Origin of the sequence: Streptomyces sp. NPDC058373, assembly GCF_042723275.1 — a bacterium.
In the GTDB taxonomy this organism is placed as follows: domain Bacteria; phylum Actinomycetota; class Actinomycetes; order Streptomycetales; family Streptomycetaceae; genus Streptomyces.
Genome location: NZ_JBHXJE010000016.1, coordinates 79,923 through 96,590, shown reverse-complemented (window position 1 = coordinate 96,590; position 16,668 = coordinate 79,923). Strand labels below are relative to the sequence as shown.

Here is a 16,668-nt window from a genome sequence, read left to right as displayed (position 1 = left end):
GCCGAGGGTGCGCGCCCCGGCCTGTGAGGGCCCGCCCGCCCGCCCGGCGGGCGGCCCGGCACGGTTACCGGGCCGATGCGTCAGAATTGAGGTCAGGGCCAGCGCACGACAGCATCTGAGGGGCACGAATGTCCGGACTGATCGACACCACGGAGATGTACCTCCGCACCATCCTCGAACTTGAGGAGGAAGGCGTGGTCCCCATGCGCGCCCGGATCGCGGAGCGCCTGGACCAGAGCGGGCCCACGGTCAGCCAGACGGTCGCCCGGATGGAGCGCGACGGCCTGGTGGCCGTCGCCAGCGACCGCCACCTGGAACTGACCGAGGAAGGCAGGCGCCTGGCCACCCGTGTGATGCGCAAGCACCGGCTGGCCGAGTGCCTGCTGGTCGACGTGATCGGCCTGGAGTGGGAACAGGTCCACGCCGAGGCCTGTCGCTGGGAGCACGTCATGAGCGAGGCGGTCGAACGCCGCGTCCTCGACCTGCTCCGCCACCCCACCGAGTCCCCGTACGGCAACCCCATCCCGGGACTGGAGGAACTGGGGGAGGAGGCCAGCGCCGACCCGTTCCTCGACGAGAGCATGGTCTCCCTGGCCGACCTCGACCCCGGCACCGAGGGCAAGACCGCCGTCGTCCGGCGGATCGGCGAGCCGATCCAGACCGACGCCCAGCTCATGTACACCCTGCGCCGGGCGGGTGTGCAGCCCGGCTCGGTGGTCAGCGTCACCGAATCGGCGGGCGGCGTCCTCGTCGGCTCCAGCGGTGAGGCGGCCGAGCTGAACAGCGAGACCGCCTCGCACGTCTTCGTCGCCAAGCGCTGACCGGGCGTCCCCGGCCGAGGCGGGTGCCCGGGGCCCGGCCCCGGCCGCCCACCCCGGGTGCTCGCCGCGTCGGCGCCACTCGTCTCTTCCGTCCGTAACCGTGGCCGGGGGCGCCCCTCAGAGGGCGCCCCCGGCCCTTGCGTGTTCCGGGGGAGTGGGCGGGGGCGGGAGGGGCGTCCGTGGCGCGGTGGTGCGGCTGGGGGAGCGGGGCCGGTGGTGCCCGTGTGCGGCCGGACGGGATGGTGGGCCGAGCGGTCATCAGGAGTTGAAGATTCTGTGTGCGGAATGGCAGCGCACGGCGGGCGGCTCGTGCAAGGCTGTCGGCAGGCATATGACGTGAGAACTCTTGACCGTCCTGGGCCCGGCTCCGCCTGCCCGCGCGGCGAGACGGCCCGGTGAGTGGCCGGGGAGGGGGCGGACGATGCGCCGGACCTTCACACGGCGCGATCCGGATCCCGGCCGCCCCGCCGGCCTACCGGGACGCTTCTCCACGCGGACCGCGGCGACGGCGCCTGACGCGACGTGGGTCGACGCGTGGTGGTCGGGGGGCTCGGGGCGCGGTGGCGTCGGGCTCGGCGCCAGGCGGTTCGGGGGCGGGGGGCTTGGTCTCGCGGGGCTTGGCGGTACGCGGCTTGGCGTCGCGAAGCTTGGTGGCGCGGGGCTTGGCGACAAGTGGTCGGGGGTGATGGGGCTCGGTGACACGTGGCTTGGTCTCGCGAGGCTTGGCGTCAGGTGGCTTGGCGTCACCAAGCCCGGCGCGGCGAGCCTCGGCGTCACGGGGCGCGACGCCAGGCGGTCCGACGCCGTGAGGGGCGGGGCCACGTCGTCCCGTTCTACGCGTTCGGGCGGCCCGGACACGGCCGCTCCCGTCCTCCCGACACGTCTTGGTCTGTTTCCGTCGGCCCCGGCATGCCTTTCGGGCCCTGTCTTCCGGCCGGTTCCGCGCTCCTGGCCGGCTCCCGTCTCCAGGTCGGCCCGTGGCTTCCGGTCGACCCCCGTCTCCATGCCGGCCCGCGCCGCCCGCTGCGGCACGCGCCGGGAGGGGCGCGGGCGGCGTCGCCCGCGACGAGGGGCCACCGGCAGTACGAGGCCCCGGCGCCCACCGGCGCCGGGGCCTGTCCTCCCCTGTCGTGATCCGGAGCCCCGAGCTCCCAGGATCACTCCCGTCGGACCGGTTTCCCCGAGCGGTCCGCCTCCCGCTGAAGATCTCCCCTCGGCGGCGGGCGGCAATCCTTGAAGGTGGTCACTCGAAAGTGGGGTGTAGCCCACCACGGGCGGCATCTTCGAAACTTTGTTCGGTAACGTGAGGTGGAGGGCACGACCGTGATCGAGGACCAGGACACGGTTCGGGCGAGCCAGAGAGTGTGGGGGTGCCAGAGCATGGTGCGGCGCATCGAAGTGACCGGGTCCGGGGGCGTGCCCCTGGCCGCCTGGGAGTTCGCCGACCCGCCCAAGGCCGGGGACCGGACCGGCGAGGACGCGGGCGAGGCCGGACGTACGCCGGGCGTCCTGTTACTGCACGGGCTGATGGGCCGTGCCTCGCACTGGGCCGGCACCGCCCGCTGGCTCGCCGAACGCCACCGGGCCGTCGCCCTCGACCAGCGCGGCCACGGGCAGAGCGCGAAGCCCGCCGACGGCCCGTACACCCGCGAGACCTTCGTCGCTGACGCCACCGCCGCCATCGAACAGCTCGGCCTCGGCCCCGCCGTCCTCGTCGGCCACGCCATGGGCGCCCTCACCGCCTGGCAGCTCGCCGCCGCCCGGCCCGACCTCGTCCGCGGCCTCGTCATCTGCGACATGCGCGCCTCCGCCCTCGGCGCCGCCTCGCAGCGCGAATGGGAGCAGTGGTTCGACGCCTGGCCCACCCCCTTCGCCACCCTCGGCGACGTCCGCAAGTGGTTCGGCGAGGACGACCCCTGGGTGGAGCGCCCCAGCGCCGCCCGCGGCGAGTTCTACGCCGAGGTCATGACCGAGCACGAGGACGGCTGGCGCCCCGTCTTCTCCCGCCGCCAGATGCTCCGCACCCGCGAGACCTGGGTCCACGACGCCCACTGGGACGAACTCGCCCAGGTCACCTGCCCCACCCTCGTCGTCCGCGGCCTCGACGGCGCCCTCGGCCGCGCCGAGGCCCAGGAGATGGTGCGCGTCCTGCCCCGAGGCCAGTACGCGGAGGTCACGGACGCGGGGCACCTGGTCCACTACGACCAGCCCGGGGCTTGGCAGTCAGCGGTGCAGCCGTTCTTGGACGGGTTGCCGGAGGGGTGACTGGGGGGTGGGGGGTTGGTGGGGTGAGGCGGGGTGGGAGGCGGGGATGGGGATCGCTTCTGGGTTTCCCCTGGGGGGGCTTCCCTCCCCCCCCGCCCCTCCCACCCCCACCTCACCCCACCTCACCCCCACCCCCCTACCCCTTACTAACCGCCCCCAGAATCTCCGGCAGCCGCCCCGCCGTCCGCGGCGCCGCCAGCCGCAGCCCGGCGTACCCGAGCAGCGCGCCGTAGACCGCTCCGGCCGGGAGCATCACCCAGAGCCAGTCATGGGCGCCGCCCAGGTGCAGCCCGATCTGCAGGCCCAGCAGCGGCAGGCAGAGTGCCGCGCCGGCGACCATGCCGCCGAGGATGCTGATCCAGGCGAGGCCCGCCTGGCCGGGGGCGACGTTCTTGTTGCCCTCCTGCGGGATGGAGTACGCGTACTGCGCGGAGGCCCAGGCCCCGGTGGCCGTCATGGCGCCGAGCAGCGCGTAGGAGAGACCCAGCGCCTCCGGGAGCTCCCGCCAGGCGCCGAGCAGGGCGGCGGTGAGGACGGTGACCAGGGTCGCGTACGGCAGGGTGATCGTCAGCAGGGCCAGGGCGCGGGCGCGCAGCTCCACGAAGGCGTCGCGGGCGGAGGAGAGGGTGAGCGCGACCATCCAGAAGGCAGAGGTGTCCTGGCCGAACTGGTTGTACATCTGGACGCCGAGCATCCCCGCCGCGAAGCACGCCAGGTAGACCGAGCCGCTGCCCTGAACGGCGTTGAACACCGGGACGATCAGGCCGATCGCCAGGGAGGTGATCCACGCCGCCTTGGTCTTCGGGTCGCGCCACACGTACCGCAGGCTCCGCTCGATCGCGGCCGCCGTCCGCTCCCGGTCCCGGCCCGAGGGCGCCAGCGCGTAGGCGAAGACCGTCAGGCGGGAGGCGCGGTCGCCGCGGCCCTTGCGGGCGGGGCCGTCGGCGGCGCCGAGGGTCGAGCCGTCGGGAGCCGTCATCAGCTTCGTCAGCGAACGCCGCCACCACAGCAGGAGCAGCCCCAGGGCGGCCACGGCGAGGACGAGCTGCGCCAGGGCCGGGCCCCACGCCCCGCGTCCGGCCTCGTCCACCGAGGAGAGCGCCGACACCGGCGGTATCCAGCGCAGGACGGCTACCGCCGGGTCCAGCTGGGAGAGGCCGCCCACGGAACCGATGCGCTGGACCGCGAAGTTCACCACCTGGGCGCCGACCGCGATGATCAGCCCGCTGAGCACGGCCAGGTCGCGCCCCTTGCGGCTGGTCAGCAGCCGCGTGTTGGCGGCGGCCACGGCCCGCGCCAGCGCCACGCACACCAGCAGCGTCAGCACCCCCGCGGGCACCGCGACCACCGCCGCGGCCCAGCCGTGCGCCAGCGCCACCAGGGAGCCGACCAGCAGGCAGAGGGTGAAGAGCGGGCCCATCCCCACCAGTGAGGCCACCAGGAGCGAGCGCACCAGGGGCTCCGGGCGCAGCGGCAGCATGACCAGGCGGGTCGGGTCCAGCGTCTCGTCGCCGCTCGGGAAGAACAGGGGCATGACCGCCCAGCCGAGCGCCAGCGCCGCCGTCAGGATCAGCGTGACCGTCGGCGCGTAGGCGTACCCGCGCAGCGCCACCAGGCCGAGGACGATCAGCGCGGCGAAGAGCAGGGAGACGACGGCGGAGGCGATGTAGGCGGCGCGCCGGCCCGAGGACTGGCGCAGGCCGTTGCGCAGCAGGGAGAGCTTGAGGCGGACCAGGGTGGCCGTGAGGGGCCGGCCGCCCGGCGGGGGCGGTGGCGGTCCGGAGGCGGTGGGGGACAGGGGCACGGGCGCCGTCGCGGCGTGGTCGCTCATCGCGCACCGCCCAGCCAGTCGAGGGTGCCGCCGGTGCTGCGGTCCTGGGCGCCGACCAGTTCCAGGAAGGCGGCCTGCAGGGACTCCGCGTCGCCGCGCACCTCGGCCAGCGCGCCGTCGGCCCGGATCGAACCGGCGGCCATCACCGCGACCCAGTCGCAGAGCGACTCGACCAGCTCCATGACGTGGCTGGAGAAGATGACGGTGGCGCCCGACGCGGTGTATCCCTCCAGCACCTCCCGGATGGTCTGGGCGGAGACCGGGTCGACGCCCTCGAAGGGCTCGTCCAGGAAGAGGACTTCCGGGTTGTGCAGGAGCGCCGAGGCGAGACCGATCTTCTTCCGCATGCCGGTCGAGTAGTCCACGACCAGTTTGTGCTGCGAGCCGGCGAGGCCCAGAACGTCCAGGAGCTGGGTGGCGCGCTGGTCGGTGACCTCGCCCGGCAGACCGCGCAACCGGCCGATGTAGGCGAGGAGTTCCCGCCCCGAGAGCCGTTCGAAGAGGCGCAGCCCTTCCGGCAGGACGCCGATGCGGGCCTTCACCTCGGCCGGGTCGCGCCACACGTCGCGGCCCACCACCTCCACGGTGCCCTCGTCGGGCCGGAGCAGGCCGGTGACCATGGAGAGGGTGGTGGTCTTGCCCGCGCCGTTCGGTCCGAGCAGGCCGACGAACTTGCCCGCGGGCAGTTCCAGATCGATTCCGGCCACGGCGGTCTGCTGCCCGAACCGCTTCCACAGGCCGCGCACCCGCACGGCCGGGACGGTCGCACCCGGCGTCATCTCCGCGCCCGAGGCGGCGGTCGCGGCCGCCGCGTCACGTGCTCGGGCCTGCTCGGCTTCCCTGGTCATGTCCAGCCCCTTCGTCCCCGTCGGCGGTGTCCCGCCCCGATGACATTCACCCTACGGGCGAAGGGAAAAGTGGGGAGGAGCCTGTGGACAACCCCTTCAGAGGGGTCCGACGGGAGGCCGCCAGCCTGTGGGCAAGTGGGTGTCGTCGCAGGTGGGCGGCGTATGGGGGAGGTGCGGAAGACGCACGGCCCGACGCGCGACCCACATGCGCCGCCCCTCCCGCTCACCTCCACCGACCCTTCGGCGGGCACGTGCCGGACCGCCCGGCCGGGCCGCCTCAGCCCCTCGCCGGCCGCATCTCACCCCGCGGCCTTCACCACCACCAGCTCCTCCCCCGTCAGCTCCGCCACCCGGTGCGCCGGGATCCCGGCCCCCAGCGCCCGCCGCAGCAGCCCTTCCCGGTCCTCGGTGCACGAGCGGTACGCCAGCAGCTCGCGCTCGACGTCGGCGACGGCCTCGGGGGCGTTCCGGGTGCGTACCGTGCTCAGTTCCCCGGCGCCGAGGGGGACGGGCAGCTTCTCCGCGTCCTCGGGAAGGGCGGCCGTCTCCTCGGGCGGGACGACGCGCAGCAGCGGTGAGGTGGCCGTGACCTCGTGGGCGGCGAGCCATGCCCGGACCGCGGGGGTGTCGAGGCAGGCGAGCGGGCCGACCGCCGCCACGGGAGCGCCGAGCGTCGCCGCCGGTCCCTCCAGCAGTACCAGGTACGCGTCATCGGTCATCGTGGCTCCTCAGGGAGAGTCGAGCAGTGCCGTGCCGCACACGTACCCCGGCCCGGGCGTCCCACGACAGGCGGACGCCGCGAGGACCGGAGGAGTGAGAGCCCTGCGGCCTGGAGGAGCCCTAGGGGCTGGGGAGCGCACGCGGCGTTTACGGACCCCGGCGCGGCGCGCCCGGGGTCACACCCCGGCGCCCGCATCCCTCCCGCACGCGTACGCCAGCGGGCTGATGACGTCCTCGGCGTCGGGGAGCCAGCGGTTGGCCGGGGTCGGGCGGCAGGCCCACTGGACGGCGCCCGCGCCGCCGAACCGGGTCGGGGGCGCGGCCACGTAGCCGCCCTCGCCGAGGACGGTCAGGTCGAGGCGGGCGGGGAGCCAGCCGATGGCGCGGACCAGGTCGGGGACCTTGGCGGCGGCGCCCGGCAGGACGAAGAACTGCATGCGGCGGTCGGGGCTGCGGGTGACCGGGCCGAGCGCCAGTTCCATCCGCTCCATCCGCGCCAGCGCGAGGAACCCGGCGGTCTCGGGGACGTCGATCGCGTCGAACGTGCGGCCGGTGGGGAGGAGGACCGAGGCGCGCGGCTGCTTCGCCCAGAGTTTGCGGGCGACCGTGGCGCTCCCGGTGGCCTGCGCCGCCCACTCCGCGTACGTCGGGTGTGCCGGGTGTGCGCCCGGCGCGGGGCAGGCGCGCTCGCCGCAGGAGCAGCGTTCGGAGCCCGCGACCGCCTCCAGCCAGGCGCCGGGAACCACGTCCCAATGGCGTTCCTCGGCGTACCGCACCGCCGTGTCCAGCAGTGCCTCGCCGCGCTGCTGAGGGATCTGCCCGGCCGCTGTGACTCCCATGGTCTCTTCCACGCCCAGCTCAACTCCCGCACCCACCTCCGGTTACGGGCCGGGTGTGCGCCGGGATGGCGCATCGGTTCCGCACCCGGGGCGCACGGGGGCATCTCCGGGGGCGCGTACGGGCGACGGGGGCGGGCCAGGGGTAGCCAGGACGGGGAGAGGGTGGGGCGGGTCGGCGTGTCCGTACGCCGGTACCGGCCCGACGAGCCCCGGCGCCAACGGGGTTCGGGACCGCTACCTCACTCGCGAGGGTGAAGAACGGTACACAGCGCGTTCGTTCGAAGGAACGGACAGAGGGGCATTTCCGGATAAGCGCGCATCTTCCGCGCACTGTCCGGGCATTGATCACGCCAGGACGGTGACAGACAGCCACCACCGCCTGAGGGAGCGGGTCCCTCAGGGCCCATCCGATGGTCCACGGTGCACAGCAGGGGGTACGCCATGGCCGCCAGGCCACTCGTCGCGCGCCAGCCCAACGAAAGGCTGCAAGCGCTCATCCAGGAAGCGGGCTGTTCCAACGCCGGTCTCGCCCGCCGGGTCAACATGTGCGGAGCCGAACACGGACTGGACCTGCGCTACGACAAGACGTCCGTGGCGCGCTGGCTGCGCGGCCAGCAGCCACGCGGCCGCGCCCCGGGCATCATCGCCGAGGCACTCGGCCGCAAACTCGGCCGTACGGTCACGATCGACGAGATCGGCATGGCCAACGGCAAGAACCTCGCCTCGGGCGTCGGCCTCCAGTTCTCGCCGACGGTGCTCGGCGCCATCGAGCAGGTCTGCGAGCTGTGGCGCAGCGACGTCGGCCGGCGCGACTTCCTCTCCGGCTCGACGGTCGCCTCATCGGCCCTCGTGGAGCCCAGCCGCGACTGGCTGATCTCCGTCCCCGACGGGCAGGTCAGCCGCCAGGCGGGGCCGCGTGTCGGCCAGTCCGACGTGGCCGCCGTCCGGGCCATGACACAGGCCCTGGTCGACCTCGACCACCAGTACGGCAGCGGCCACGTCCGGCCCGTCGTCGTCCACTACCTCAACAGCGTCGTCTCCGGCCTGCTCGCCGGGTCCTACCGCGAGGCGGTCGGCCGCGAGCTGTTCTCGGCCGTCTCCCGCCTCACCGAGCTGGCCGGATACATGGCCGTCGACACCGGACAGCCAGGACTGGCCCAGCGCTATTACATCCAGGCACTCCGCCTCGCCCAGGCCGCGGGCGACCGCGGTTACGGCGGGTACGTCCTCGCCGCCTCCATGAGCCACCTCGCGGCCCAGCTGGGAAACCCGCGGGAGATCGCCCAGCTCGCCCGCGCCGCCCAGGAAGGGGCCAAGGGCCGGGCCACCCCGCGCGCCGAAGCCCTCTTCCACGCCGCCGAGGCGCGCGGCCACGCCCTCCTCGGCGACGCCTCCGCGGCCGACGCCTCGATGGGCCGGGCCGCCGACTCCATGGAGCAGGCCGGCACCGAGAGCGCCGACGACCCGGTGTGGATCAGCCATTTCGACCCGGCCTACCTCGCGGACGAACTGGCCCACTGCCACCGCGACCTGGGCCGCCCGGCACAGGCCGCCCGGTACGCGGAACAGGCCCTGGCCGGGCACCCCGTCACCCGCGTCAGGCGGCGCGCCATCGGCCTCACCCTGCTCGCCGCCGCCCAGGTCCAGGAGCGGGACATCGAGCGGGCCTGCCACACCGGCACCCGCGCCGCCGAACTCCTCGGCACGCTCCGCTCCAGTCGCGGCACCGAGTACCTGGACGACCTCCAGCAGCGGCTGACGCCCTTCCAGGACGAGCCGGTGGTGCGGGAGTTCGGCGCCCGGCTCGAACTACGGGTGGCCTGACGTGGAGCGGACTCCCCAGATTCGGCTCGTGAACGGCCGATGGCCGCCGGATGGCCGTCAACAGCGCCTTCGGTCCGCGTTCTGTTACACCCCGTCGGCCCGGCCTCCCGACGGGGCCGGATCGCCCTGAGCTGCGTGGCACCGTACGGAGGGAACCCGGTAGCGTAAACCGGCGATGACGAAGTTCCCCCCTACGTAGGAGTCCTCGGTGAGTCAGAGCGGACAGGGCGCAGAGCCGCACCCACGCCCGACGGGTACGGCACGCGAAGGTGTCGTGCACCCCGGCGACGGCAGCTCTCCCCTGCTGCCCGGAACCACCGGTGACCCCGTCGACCCGGCGGGCACCTCCCCGTGGGGCCGGAGCCAGGGCCAGAACCACGCCCAGGGCTGGGGCGGCCAGGCTCCCGACGCCGGACAGCAGCAGTCCGCTCCCGCCCACCAGCCCGGCGGATACGGCACGGGGGACTCCCAGGCGTGGGGCGCCCCCCAGCCGCCGCAGGGGTACGGCTACCCGCCGCCGCAGCAGGCGGGGCCGCCGCTGGGGTACGGCTACCCGCCCCCGCAGCAGGCCGGACAGCCGCAGGGGTACGGCTACCCGCCCCAGCACGAGCAGCCCTACCAGCAGTACGGCTCCGGCGCGTCCGCCCAGGCCCCGCAGGGCGCGGGCCCGCTGCCGCCCGCCCAGCAGGCCCCGATGCCGCCCGCCGCGGGCGACCAGGACGCCACGCAGTTCATCGCGCCGGTGCCCGCCGCCCCCGCGCAGCCGCAGCCCTACGACGAGGGCGCCACCCAGTATCTGCCGCCGGTGCCGCCCGGCCCGGGCGCGGGCCCCTTGCCCGGCGCGCTGCCGCCCGAGGCGCCCTCCGAGTCGACCCGGTACCTCGGCGCCGGCCAAGGGCCGGGGCACGGGCAGGCCCCGGCCTCCCCGGACGAGGGCGCCACCCAGTACATCGCGCCCGTCCCGGCCCAGGCCCCGCCCGCCGGGTACGGCCAGGAGCCCGGCGAGCGGCAGCCCCCGGCCGAGTTCGACAACCTCTTCCGCTCCGCCCCGGCGGGCGGCGACGACGGCGCGGGCGCCACGCAGCAGATGCCCCGGTTCGACCCCGGCGCGCCCCAGCCCGGCGCCGGGTACGGTGGCCCCGCCCAGCCCCCGGCCGGACGGGCCGCGACCCGCAAGGGCGGCGAGCCGCCCCGGGGACGTACCGGTTCCAAGGGGCCGCTGGTCGCCGCGGTCCTGGTCGGCGTCGCGGTCGTCGGACTCGGCGCGGGCGCGATGCTCAACGGAGGCGGCGACGAGGAGAAGAAGACCGGCGAGCCCGAGAACGTGTCGGCCTCGGCACCCGCCGAGGAGAAGCCGTCGCCCTCCCCGTCCGCCGACCCGGTCCGCGAGCAGGCCGTCACCCTCGACAAGCTCCTCGCCGACAGCAACAACAGCCGCGCCGCGGTGATCCGCTCCGTCGCCAACATCCAGAAGTGCGAGTCGCTGGACAAGGCCGCCTCCGACCTGCGGGACGCGGCCAAGCAGCGCAACGACCTGGTGCGGCGGCTCGGCGAGATACAGGTCGACAAGCTGCCCGAGCACCAGCGGCTGACCGCCTCGCTGACCAAGGCGTGGAAGGCGTCGGCGGAGGCCGACAACCGGTACGCCACCTGGGCCGACCAGACCAAGGGCAAGCGCGGCTGCCGCGGCGGCCAGGCCCGCCCCACCGGCCAGCAGGCCGCGGGCAACCGCGCCAGCGGCGAGGCGACCAAGGCCAAGAACGAGGCCGCCCCGCTCTGGAACTCCATCGCCGCCGAGTACGGTCTGACCAAGCACACCCCGACCCAGCTCTGACCCGGCGCGGCCGGGCCGCCGCACGGCCTACGGGGTGCCGCTCAGCGTCCCCGTCAGGTCGTGCGGGCCCGTGCCCGAGGCGGTGAGTCGGCCCGCGCGCACGGTCTGGAAGGTGACCTCGGCGTTGACCAGCCGCGGATGGTCGCGGGCGGCCAGCAGGTCCTCGAACCGCCAGCGGAGCTTCGGGGTCAGGCCGCCGGTGTCCACGCTCAGCCCGTCGTCCAGGACGCGATGGACGTCGCGGGCGGTGACCCGGTCGGCGTCGGCCTCGGCGACGGCCCGGCGCAGCACCTCGTAGGCGATCCAGGTGGTCTGCACCCCCGCGTCCGCCGGGTCGACGCGGTTGTCGTCGAAGGCGTGCTCGCGGATGACGCGGCGCATCGGCGCCCACCGGTCGTCGGAGGCCACCGGGTACCAGCCGGTGACGTAGGCGCCCTCGTACGGGCCGCGGGCGCCCCCGGTGCGGTCCACCAGGGACTGGTCGACGCTGCCGAGGACGGAGGCGAGCCGCACGTCGCGGCCGCCGTCGGCGCGCGCCCGGCGGAAGGTGTCGAAGAAGGTGTCGGTGCGGTCGCCGAGGACCGCCGTGACGCAGTCCGGCTTCGCCGAGCCGGACGGGGCGGCGGCGAGGATCCGCTCGGCCTGCGCGGTGTACTCGCGGGCCGACTCCGGCGCCGGGACGTCGGTGGCCCGCTCGGCGCCCGCCTCGGCGAGCCCCGCGTCGAGGAGTTTCGGCAGCGCGTCGCCCGCCACCGTGTCGGGCCGTACCAGGAAGACCCGGCCGCACGCCTCGCCGAGCTGCCGACCGTTGCCCGCGAGGAGCGCGGCCTGCCCGCCGTTGACCGGATAGGAGAGCGGGCTGGTGAACTCCTCGCCGGTCACCCCGTACCCGCCGATGTAGGGGATGTCGGCGGCCTCCAGCGGGGAGAGGAAGGACCGCCCGTGCTGGCTGTACGAGCCGACGACGGCGACCACGTCCTCGCGGACCGCGCGCCGGGCGCACGCCGCCGCGCCCACGCTGTCGTTGCCGTCGTCGCAGGTGACCACCTTCAGCTCGTGCCCGTCGATGCCGCCCGAGGCGTTGACCCAGCGGGCGAACGCCTCCGCCATGGCGGGCATCCCCGGCTTGTCCGTCGCCCCCGTCCGCTCCGGCGCCCACGTCATCACCGTGACCGGTTCCCGCCCGCCCCCGGCGGGGTCGGCGGGCAGCAGGCCGCAACCGGCGGTGAGCGCCGACGCGGCGGCGGTCAGGGCGAGCGCCCGGCGCGGGCGGCGCGTTCCGCGGGCGGGCGAGGGTCTGGGGCGGCGGCCGGTCATGGGCCGCACGCTCCCCCTCCCGGGCGACACCTGGCGTCATCCGTGCACAACAGGGCGTGACGGGCAGGTGAATTGGGGGTGCGCGGCGGGCGGGTTGCCCGGGAACGTACCATCCATGACCGTGCAAAGCTCGGAGAAGTCTTCCCGTCGTGCCCGCCGTTCCTCCACCATGGGCGGCATGCCCATGACCGACATGCCGTGGTGGCGCTGGCGCCTGAATGTGCGCTCAGGGCTGCACATGCTCTCCGACGCCGCCTTCCAGCAGACCGTCTGGCTCGCCGGCCTCCCCGGCTACGGTGACGTCACCGACGCCGTCTACCGCCTGGTCGAGGACACCTGGCTCGACAACTGGTCCGCCGACAAGTACGTGGGCACCGTCTTCCGCGACGCCCAGGAGGCCGCACTGGTCGACGCCGCCGTCCTGAAGGTGCTGCGGATACTCCACGAGGTCGGCCCGGACGCCGCCGTCCCGGTCTACCTCGCGCACCCGGGCTGGCCAGAGGCGGTCACCGCCGCCCGCCAGGCCCATGTGGCGCTCGCCACGGGCGACGGCGACGACCCGGACGCGCCCCCGCGCACGCTGGAGGCGCTGACCACGCTCAAGCGCGCCGCTTGACGGGCCCGGGCGCCTGCCGCGGGCGGTGCCCGAGGGCGCCGCGCGCGGCAGGCCACGCCTCGGACGTCCCGCCCGCCACACCCCCGGGTGTGGGACCCTGGCGGGCATGACTGACCAGCCCGTTCCGGCCGCCGCCGCGCCGTCCGGCTCCGCCGAGGAGCCGACCGACAGCTACGTCCTCACCCTCGCCTGCCCCGACAAGCAGGGCATCGTCCACGCCGTGTCGAGTTACCTCTTCATGACCGGCTGCAACATCGAGGACAGTCAGCAGTTCGGCGACCACGACACGGGCCTGTTCTTCATGCGGGTCTCGTTCTCCGCAGAGTCCCCGGTCTCCGTGGAGAAGCTGCGCGCCTCCTTCGCCGCGATCGGCGACTCGTTCCGGATGGAGTGGCAGATCCACCGCTCCGAGGAGCGGATGCGGATCGTCCTCATGGTCAGCAAGTTCGGCCACTGCCTCAACGACCTGCTCTTCCGCGCCCGCAGCGGCGCGCTCCCGGTGGACATCGCCGCCGTCGTCTCCAACCACACGACCTTCGCCGAGCTGGTCGAGTCGTACGGCATCCCCTTCCACCACATCCCCGTCACCAAGGACACCAAGGCCGAGGCCGAGCAGCGCGTCCTCGACCTGGTCGAGGAGGAGCGGGTCGAGCTGGTGGTGCTCGCCCGCTACATGCAGGTCCTCTCCGAGGACCTCTGCAAGCAGCTCAGCGGCCGGATCATCAACATCCACCACTCCTTCCTGCCGAGCTTCAAGGGCGCCAAGCCCTACCACCAGGCGCACGCCCGGGGCGTGAAGCTGATCGGTGCCACCGCGCACTACGTCACCAGCGACCTCGACGAGGGCCCGATCATCGAGCAGGAGGTCGAGCGGGTCGGCCACGAGGTCACCCCCGAGCAGCTCGTCGCCGTCGGCCGCGACGTCGAGTGCCAGGCGCTCGCCCGCGCCGTGAAGTGGCACGCCGAGCACCGCATCCTCCTCAACGGCCACCGCACGGTCGTCTTCGCCTGAGGCCCCGGCGCGCCCGGACCGCCCCGGGCGCGCCGCCCGCCCCGCCTCACATCCGGCTGAGCGACGCCGCCGCGATGAGCACCTCGTGGACCGCGTCCATGTCGCCGTCCTGCCCGGCCGCCGCCTCCCGGGGCGGCACGTGCCCGGCGGCCAGGCGGCAGAACTCCACGCCGTCCAGCGCCACGTGCGCCACCGCCCGCCCGGCGTCCGCCCAGGCCTCCCCGGACGGCCCGGCGGGAACGGGCTCCCCGTCCAGCCCGATCAGCCAGTCACCGCCGCCCGCGCCCTCGATCTCCAGGTGCAGCACCCCGCCCGGCTCCCGCACCCCCCGGCCGCGCCCCGCCGCCCGCCGCTGCCCGATCACCCCGGGCAGCATCCGCGCCGCCAGGTCGATCATCCCGTGGAGATGGCGCGGCTTGGGCGGCTCGTACGGGTAGTCCACGGCCGCCGCGATGTCCTCCGCGTGCACCCAGCACTCGAAGGCCCGGTCCAGCAGGGAGTCCCGCAGCGGCAGCGCGTAACCGCCGTACGCCACGTCCACGGTGGCCCACCGGTCGCTCTCCAGCGACAGGGCGCTGACCAGCCGGTGGCTCTGCTCCCGCCACGGCCCGCGCACCGACCGGGTCTGCGGCAGCGGGGAGGCGTTCCACAGCGCCTCGGTGCGCGCGGCGGGCGCCACCAGGTCGGCCGGGGTCCGCGCGCCGAGCGGGTCCTCCATGCCGAGGGCGACCGCGACCAGCCCGTCGACCGTCATCAGGTGGCCGATCACCCCGGCGACGGTGGTCCGCCGGCCGACCTGCTCCTCGCCCTCGAACCAGCGCAACCGCACCGGCGCGTGCCACTCGGCGTCCTGGATGTCCTGGAGCAGCGCGTCCAGCCGCGCCGTCTCCGTGTCGTACGCCGCCGCCCACGGGGGCACCGGGATCTTCGGCGGGCGCCGGTCCAGGCAGGCCTCCAGGACGCGGGCGCGCAGCCCCGGGTCGAGGTCGAGCGGCTCCTCGTGGTGGAGGAGGCCGACGGCGCCGCGCAGTCTGCGGGCCTCCTCGGCGCACCGGGCGCACTCGGGCAGATGGCTCTCGACCGCCTCCGCCTCCTGCGGCGAGCAGGCGGAGAGCGCCCAGGCGCCGAGGTACGACATCAGGGCGCGGTGGTCGACGTCGAGCCGGGTGGCGGTCATATCGCACCGGAGAAGGACGGCGGGGCGCCCGGCGGGCGGGGCGCGGCCGCGGTGGCCAGCATCTGCAGGCCCAGGCGGAGCCTGCGGCGGACCTCCTCCTCGCTGACGCCCAGGTCGGCGGCGGTCTGCCGGTGGTCGCGCCGCTGGTGGTAGGCGAGCTTCAGGGCGGCGCGCAGCGGGACGGGCATGGCGGTGACGATGTAGTCGGCGCGGGCGGCGGTGGCGGCCCTGCTGACGGTCGCCTCCAGCTCCTCGGCGGTGCCGTTGCCGGTGACGGCGTGCTCGGCGGCGCCGGTGGCGCGCAGGAGTTCGACCGCGCGGTGGTGGGCGAGCGAGGCGATCCAGGAGCGCAGCGACCGCTCGCCCGGCGTGAAGTCGGCCGGGCGCTCCCAGGCGTGGGTGAAGACGTCCCGGGTGACGCGGTCGGCGGCGCGCTCGTCCTCCAGGACCCGGTGGGCCAGGCTGTGCACGAGTGGCGCGTACCGGTCGTAGAGCTCCCCGAGGGCGGCCGCCTCGCCGTCGATGAGGCGCTGGCGCGTCTGCCGGTCCCAGTCGCGTGACGTCCGCGTCGGCCGCGTGGTCATAGGGCCCCCTCCCGGTCCGGTGAACCCGGGCGTCCGGAGCGGGCCGGACCGAGCCGGCCTTTCTCCGGTGCCTGTGCGCACACGGGCTCTGGAAGGCAATGTAGTGCGCGGAACGCTTTCACACCCCCCTTTGCCGGAATGTGCTGACGGGAGGGAGGCGCTGGTGGTAGTGGGTGCGGCAGCCTCCGGAGGCCGGTCCTGGGAGGCGCGCGTGGCCGGGGGACCGTCCGGCGCCCGCCGGGGCGCACGGTACGGGAGGGGGCGCGCGGGACGGCGTGACCGTGCTGATCGCGCCGCTGAAGCGACCGGAACCGGCCACGTCGACAGGGGAGGGGCGGTATTCGGCCATGACGGGGTGTGCTGGATCATGGACCGTACGCACGGGGGTGTTTCATGGGTGTGCGACCGGGCAGTCGCGTACGAAGCGGAAGCGTAGGAATGGCTTCCGGATCAGCGAGCGGGAGGCAGGACGGCGTGGCGCTCACGGTGACCGACGCGGAGCACGGCGGGTGGGCTGTGCTCCATGTGGCGGGCGAACTCGACCTGGTCAGCTCCCCGGTGGTGCGCCAGCGGATCCACGACGTGGTGGCGAAGGGACGGCACGAACTCGTCCTGGACCTCTCCGACGTCCTGTTCTGCGACTCCAGCGGCGTCGGTGTCCTGATCGCGACCCGCCGCCTGATCCGCTCCTGCCAGGGCAGCCTGCGGCTGATCCTCCCGGCCAAGGGCGCCGAGGACGGCTCGCACGTCAACCGCGTCCTCGCCGCGCTCGGCGTACGCCGCCTCTTCGAGGTCTACCCGGACGTCACCGCCGCCCTCGACGAGCAGGCGAGCCCTCTCACCGCCTGATCCCGCCCCCGGCCCGCGCCGGCCCGCGCCGGCCCCGCGCCGTGACCGCCCGGTGGCGCACCGCGACCGCCGCGTCACCCGTGACGCCCGCAGTGTTGCGGTCCTGGCACAGACTTCCCTGAATCGGCCCA

At 74.7% G+C, this 16,668-nt stretch carries 14 protein-coding genes; 7 read left to right on the top strand and 7 right to left on the bottom strand.

The features are described from left to right. Positions 1 to 128: 128 nt before the first annotated feature. Both ACFWMZ_RS12775 and ACFWMZ_RS12770 read left to right on the top strand, forming a co-directional pair. Positions 129 to 821, top strand: a complete 693-nt coding sequence (locus tag ACFWMZ_RS12775) for a metal-dependent transcriptional regulator (RefSeq protein WP_383174329.1) — start codon at positions 129 to 131, stop codon at positions 819 to 821. Between the two features lie 1,380 nt (positions 822 to 2,201). Next, on the top strand, positions 2,202 to 3,086 hold the full coding sequence (locus tag ACFWMZ_RS12770) for an alpha/beta fold hydrolase (RefSeq protein ID WP_383174332.1): 885 nt from the start codon (positions 2,202 to 2,204) through the stop codon (positions 3,084 to 3,086). 136 nt (positions 3,087 to 3,222) lie between these two features. Here ACFWMZ_RS12770 and ACFWMZ_RS12765 read toward each other — a convergent pair whose 3' ends face one another. From ACFWMZ_RS12765 to ACFWMZ_RS12750, 4 genes are all read right to left on the bottom strand, one after another. Beyond that, entirely contained in the window at positions 3,223 to 4,917 is a 1,695-nt protein-coding gene (locus tag ACFWMZ_RS12765) for a transporter (protein WP_383201329.1), read from the bottom strand. After that, complete coding sequence (locus ACFWMZ_RS12760) at positions 4,914 to 5,765, bottom strand: ABC transporter ATP-binding protein (RefSeq protein ID WP_383201327.1); 852 nt, start codon at positions 5,763 to 5,765, stop codon at positions 4,914 to 4,916. The genes ACFWMZ_RS12765 and ACFWMZ_RS12760 overlap by 4 nt, the downstream gene beginning before the upstream one ends. 299 nt (positions 5,766 to 6,064) lie before the next feature. Then, entirely contained in the window at positions 6,065 to 6,484 is a 420-nt protein-coding gene (locus ACFWMZ_RS12755) for a DUF6003 family protein (protein ID WP_383174340.1), read from the bottom strand. A 177-nt stretch (positions 6,485 to 6,661) separates the two neighbouring features. After that, positions 6,662 to 7,324, bottom strand: a complete 663-nt coding sequence (locus ACFWMZ_RS12750; protein ID WP_383174343.1) for a bifunctional DNA primase/polymerase — start codon at positions 7,322 to 7,324, stop codon at positions 6,662 to 6,664. Between the two features lie 441 nt (positions 7,325 to 7,765). On the opposite strand from ACFWMZ_RS12750, the gene ACFWMZ_RS12745 reads away from it, so the two are divergent. After that, positions 7,766 to 9,148, top strand: coding sequence for a transcriptional regulator (locus tag ACFWMZ_RS12745; protein ID WP_383174346.1), 1,383 nt, complete (start codon positions 7,766 to 7,768; stop codon positions 9,146 to 9,148). Positions 9,149 to 9,422: 274 nt separating this feature from the next. Continuing rightward, entirely contained in the window at positions 9,423 to 10,982 is a 1,560-nt protein-coding gene (locus tag ACFWMZ_RS12740; protein WP_383201324.1) for a hypothetical protein, read from the top strand. Between the two features lie 27 nt (positions 10,983 to 11,009). Here the strand turns inward: ACFWMZ_RS12740 and ACFWMZ_RS12735 are convergent, their stop codons facing one another. Continuing rightward, the gene (locus tag ACFWMZ_RS12735; RefSeq protein WP_383201321.1) at positions 11,010 to 12,299 is read right to left on the bottom strand and encodes an ABC transporter substrate-binding protein; all 1,290 of its coding nucleotides are present in this window, start codon (positions 12,297 to 12,299) and stop codon (positions 11,010 to 11,012) included. 115 nt (positions 12,300 to 12,414) lie between these two features. On the opposite strand from ACFWMZ_RS12735, the gene ACFWMZ_RS12730 reads away from it, so the two are divergent. Continuing rightward, positions 12,415 to 12,915, top strand: a complete 501-nt coding sequence (locus ACFWMZ_RS12730; RefSeq protein ID WP_383174354.1) for a hypothetical protein — start codon at positions 12,415 to 12,417, stop codon at positions 12,913 to 12,915. Positions 12,916 to 13,021: 106 nt separating this feature from the next. Next, positions 13,022 to 13,927 (top strand): formyltetrahydrofolate deformylase, encoded by a 906-nt coding sequence (purU, locus tag ACFWMZ_RS12725; protein WP_383174357.1) that lies wholly within the window; start codon positions 13,022 to 13,024, stop codon positions 13,925 to 13,927. A gap of 46 nt (positions 13,928 to 13,973) precedes the next feature. On the opposite strand, the gene ACFWMZ_RS12720 is transcribed toward purU, so the two are convergent. Both ACFWMZ_RS12720 and ACFWMZ_RS12715 read right to left on the bottom strand, forming a co-directional pair. Further along, on the bottom strand, positions 13,974 to 15,104 hold the full coding sequence (locus tag ACFWMZ_RS12720; protein ID WP_383201319.1) for a maleylpyruvate isomerase N-terminal domain-containing protein: 1,131 nt from the start codon (positions 15,102 to 15,104) through the stop codon (positions 13,974 to 13,976). Next, positions 15,101 to 15,688: an RNA polymerase sigma factor gene (locus ACFWMZ_RS12715; RefSeq protein ID WP_383174363.1), complete on the bottom strand. Its 588-nt coding sequence runs from the start codon at positions 15,686 to 15,688 to the stop codon at positions 15,101 to 15,103. The genes ACFWMZ_RS12720 and ACFWMZ_RS12715 overlap by 4 nt, the downstream gene beginning before the upstream one ends. A 474-nt stretch (positions 15,689 to 16,162) precedes the next feature. On the opposite strand from ACFWMZ_RS12715, the gene ACFWMZ_RS12710 reads away from it, so the two are divergent. Continuing rightward, positions 16,163 to 16,537: an STAS domain-containing protein gene (locus ACFWMZ_RS12710; protein ID WP_383201316.1), complete on the top strand. Its 375-nt coding sequence runs from the start codon at positions 16,163 to 16,165 to the stop codon at positions 16,535 to 16,537. Positions 16,538 to 16,668 lie beyond the last annotated feature (131 nt).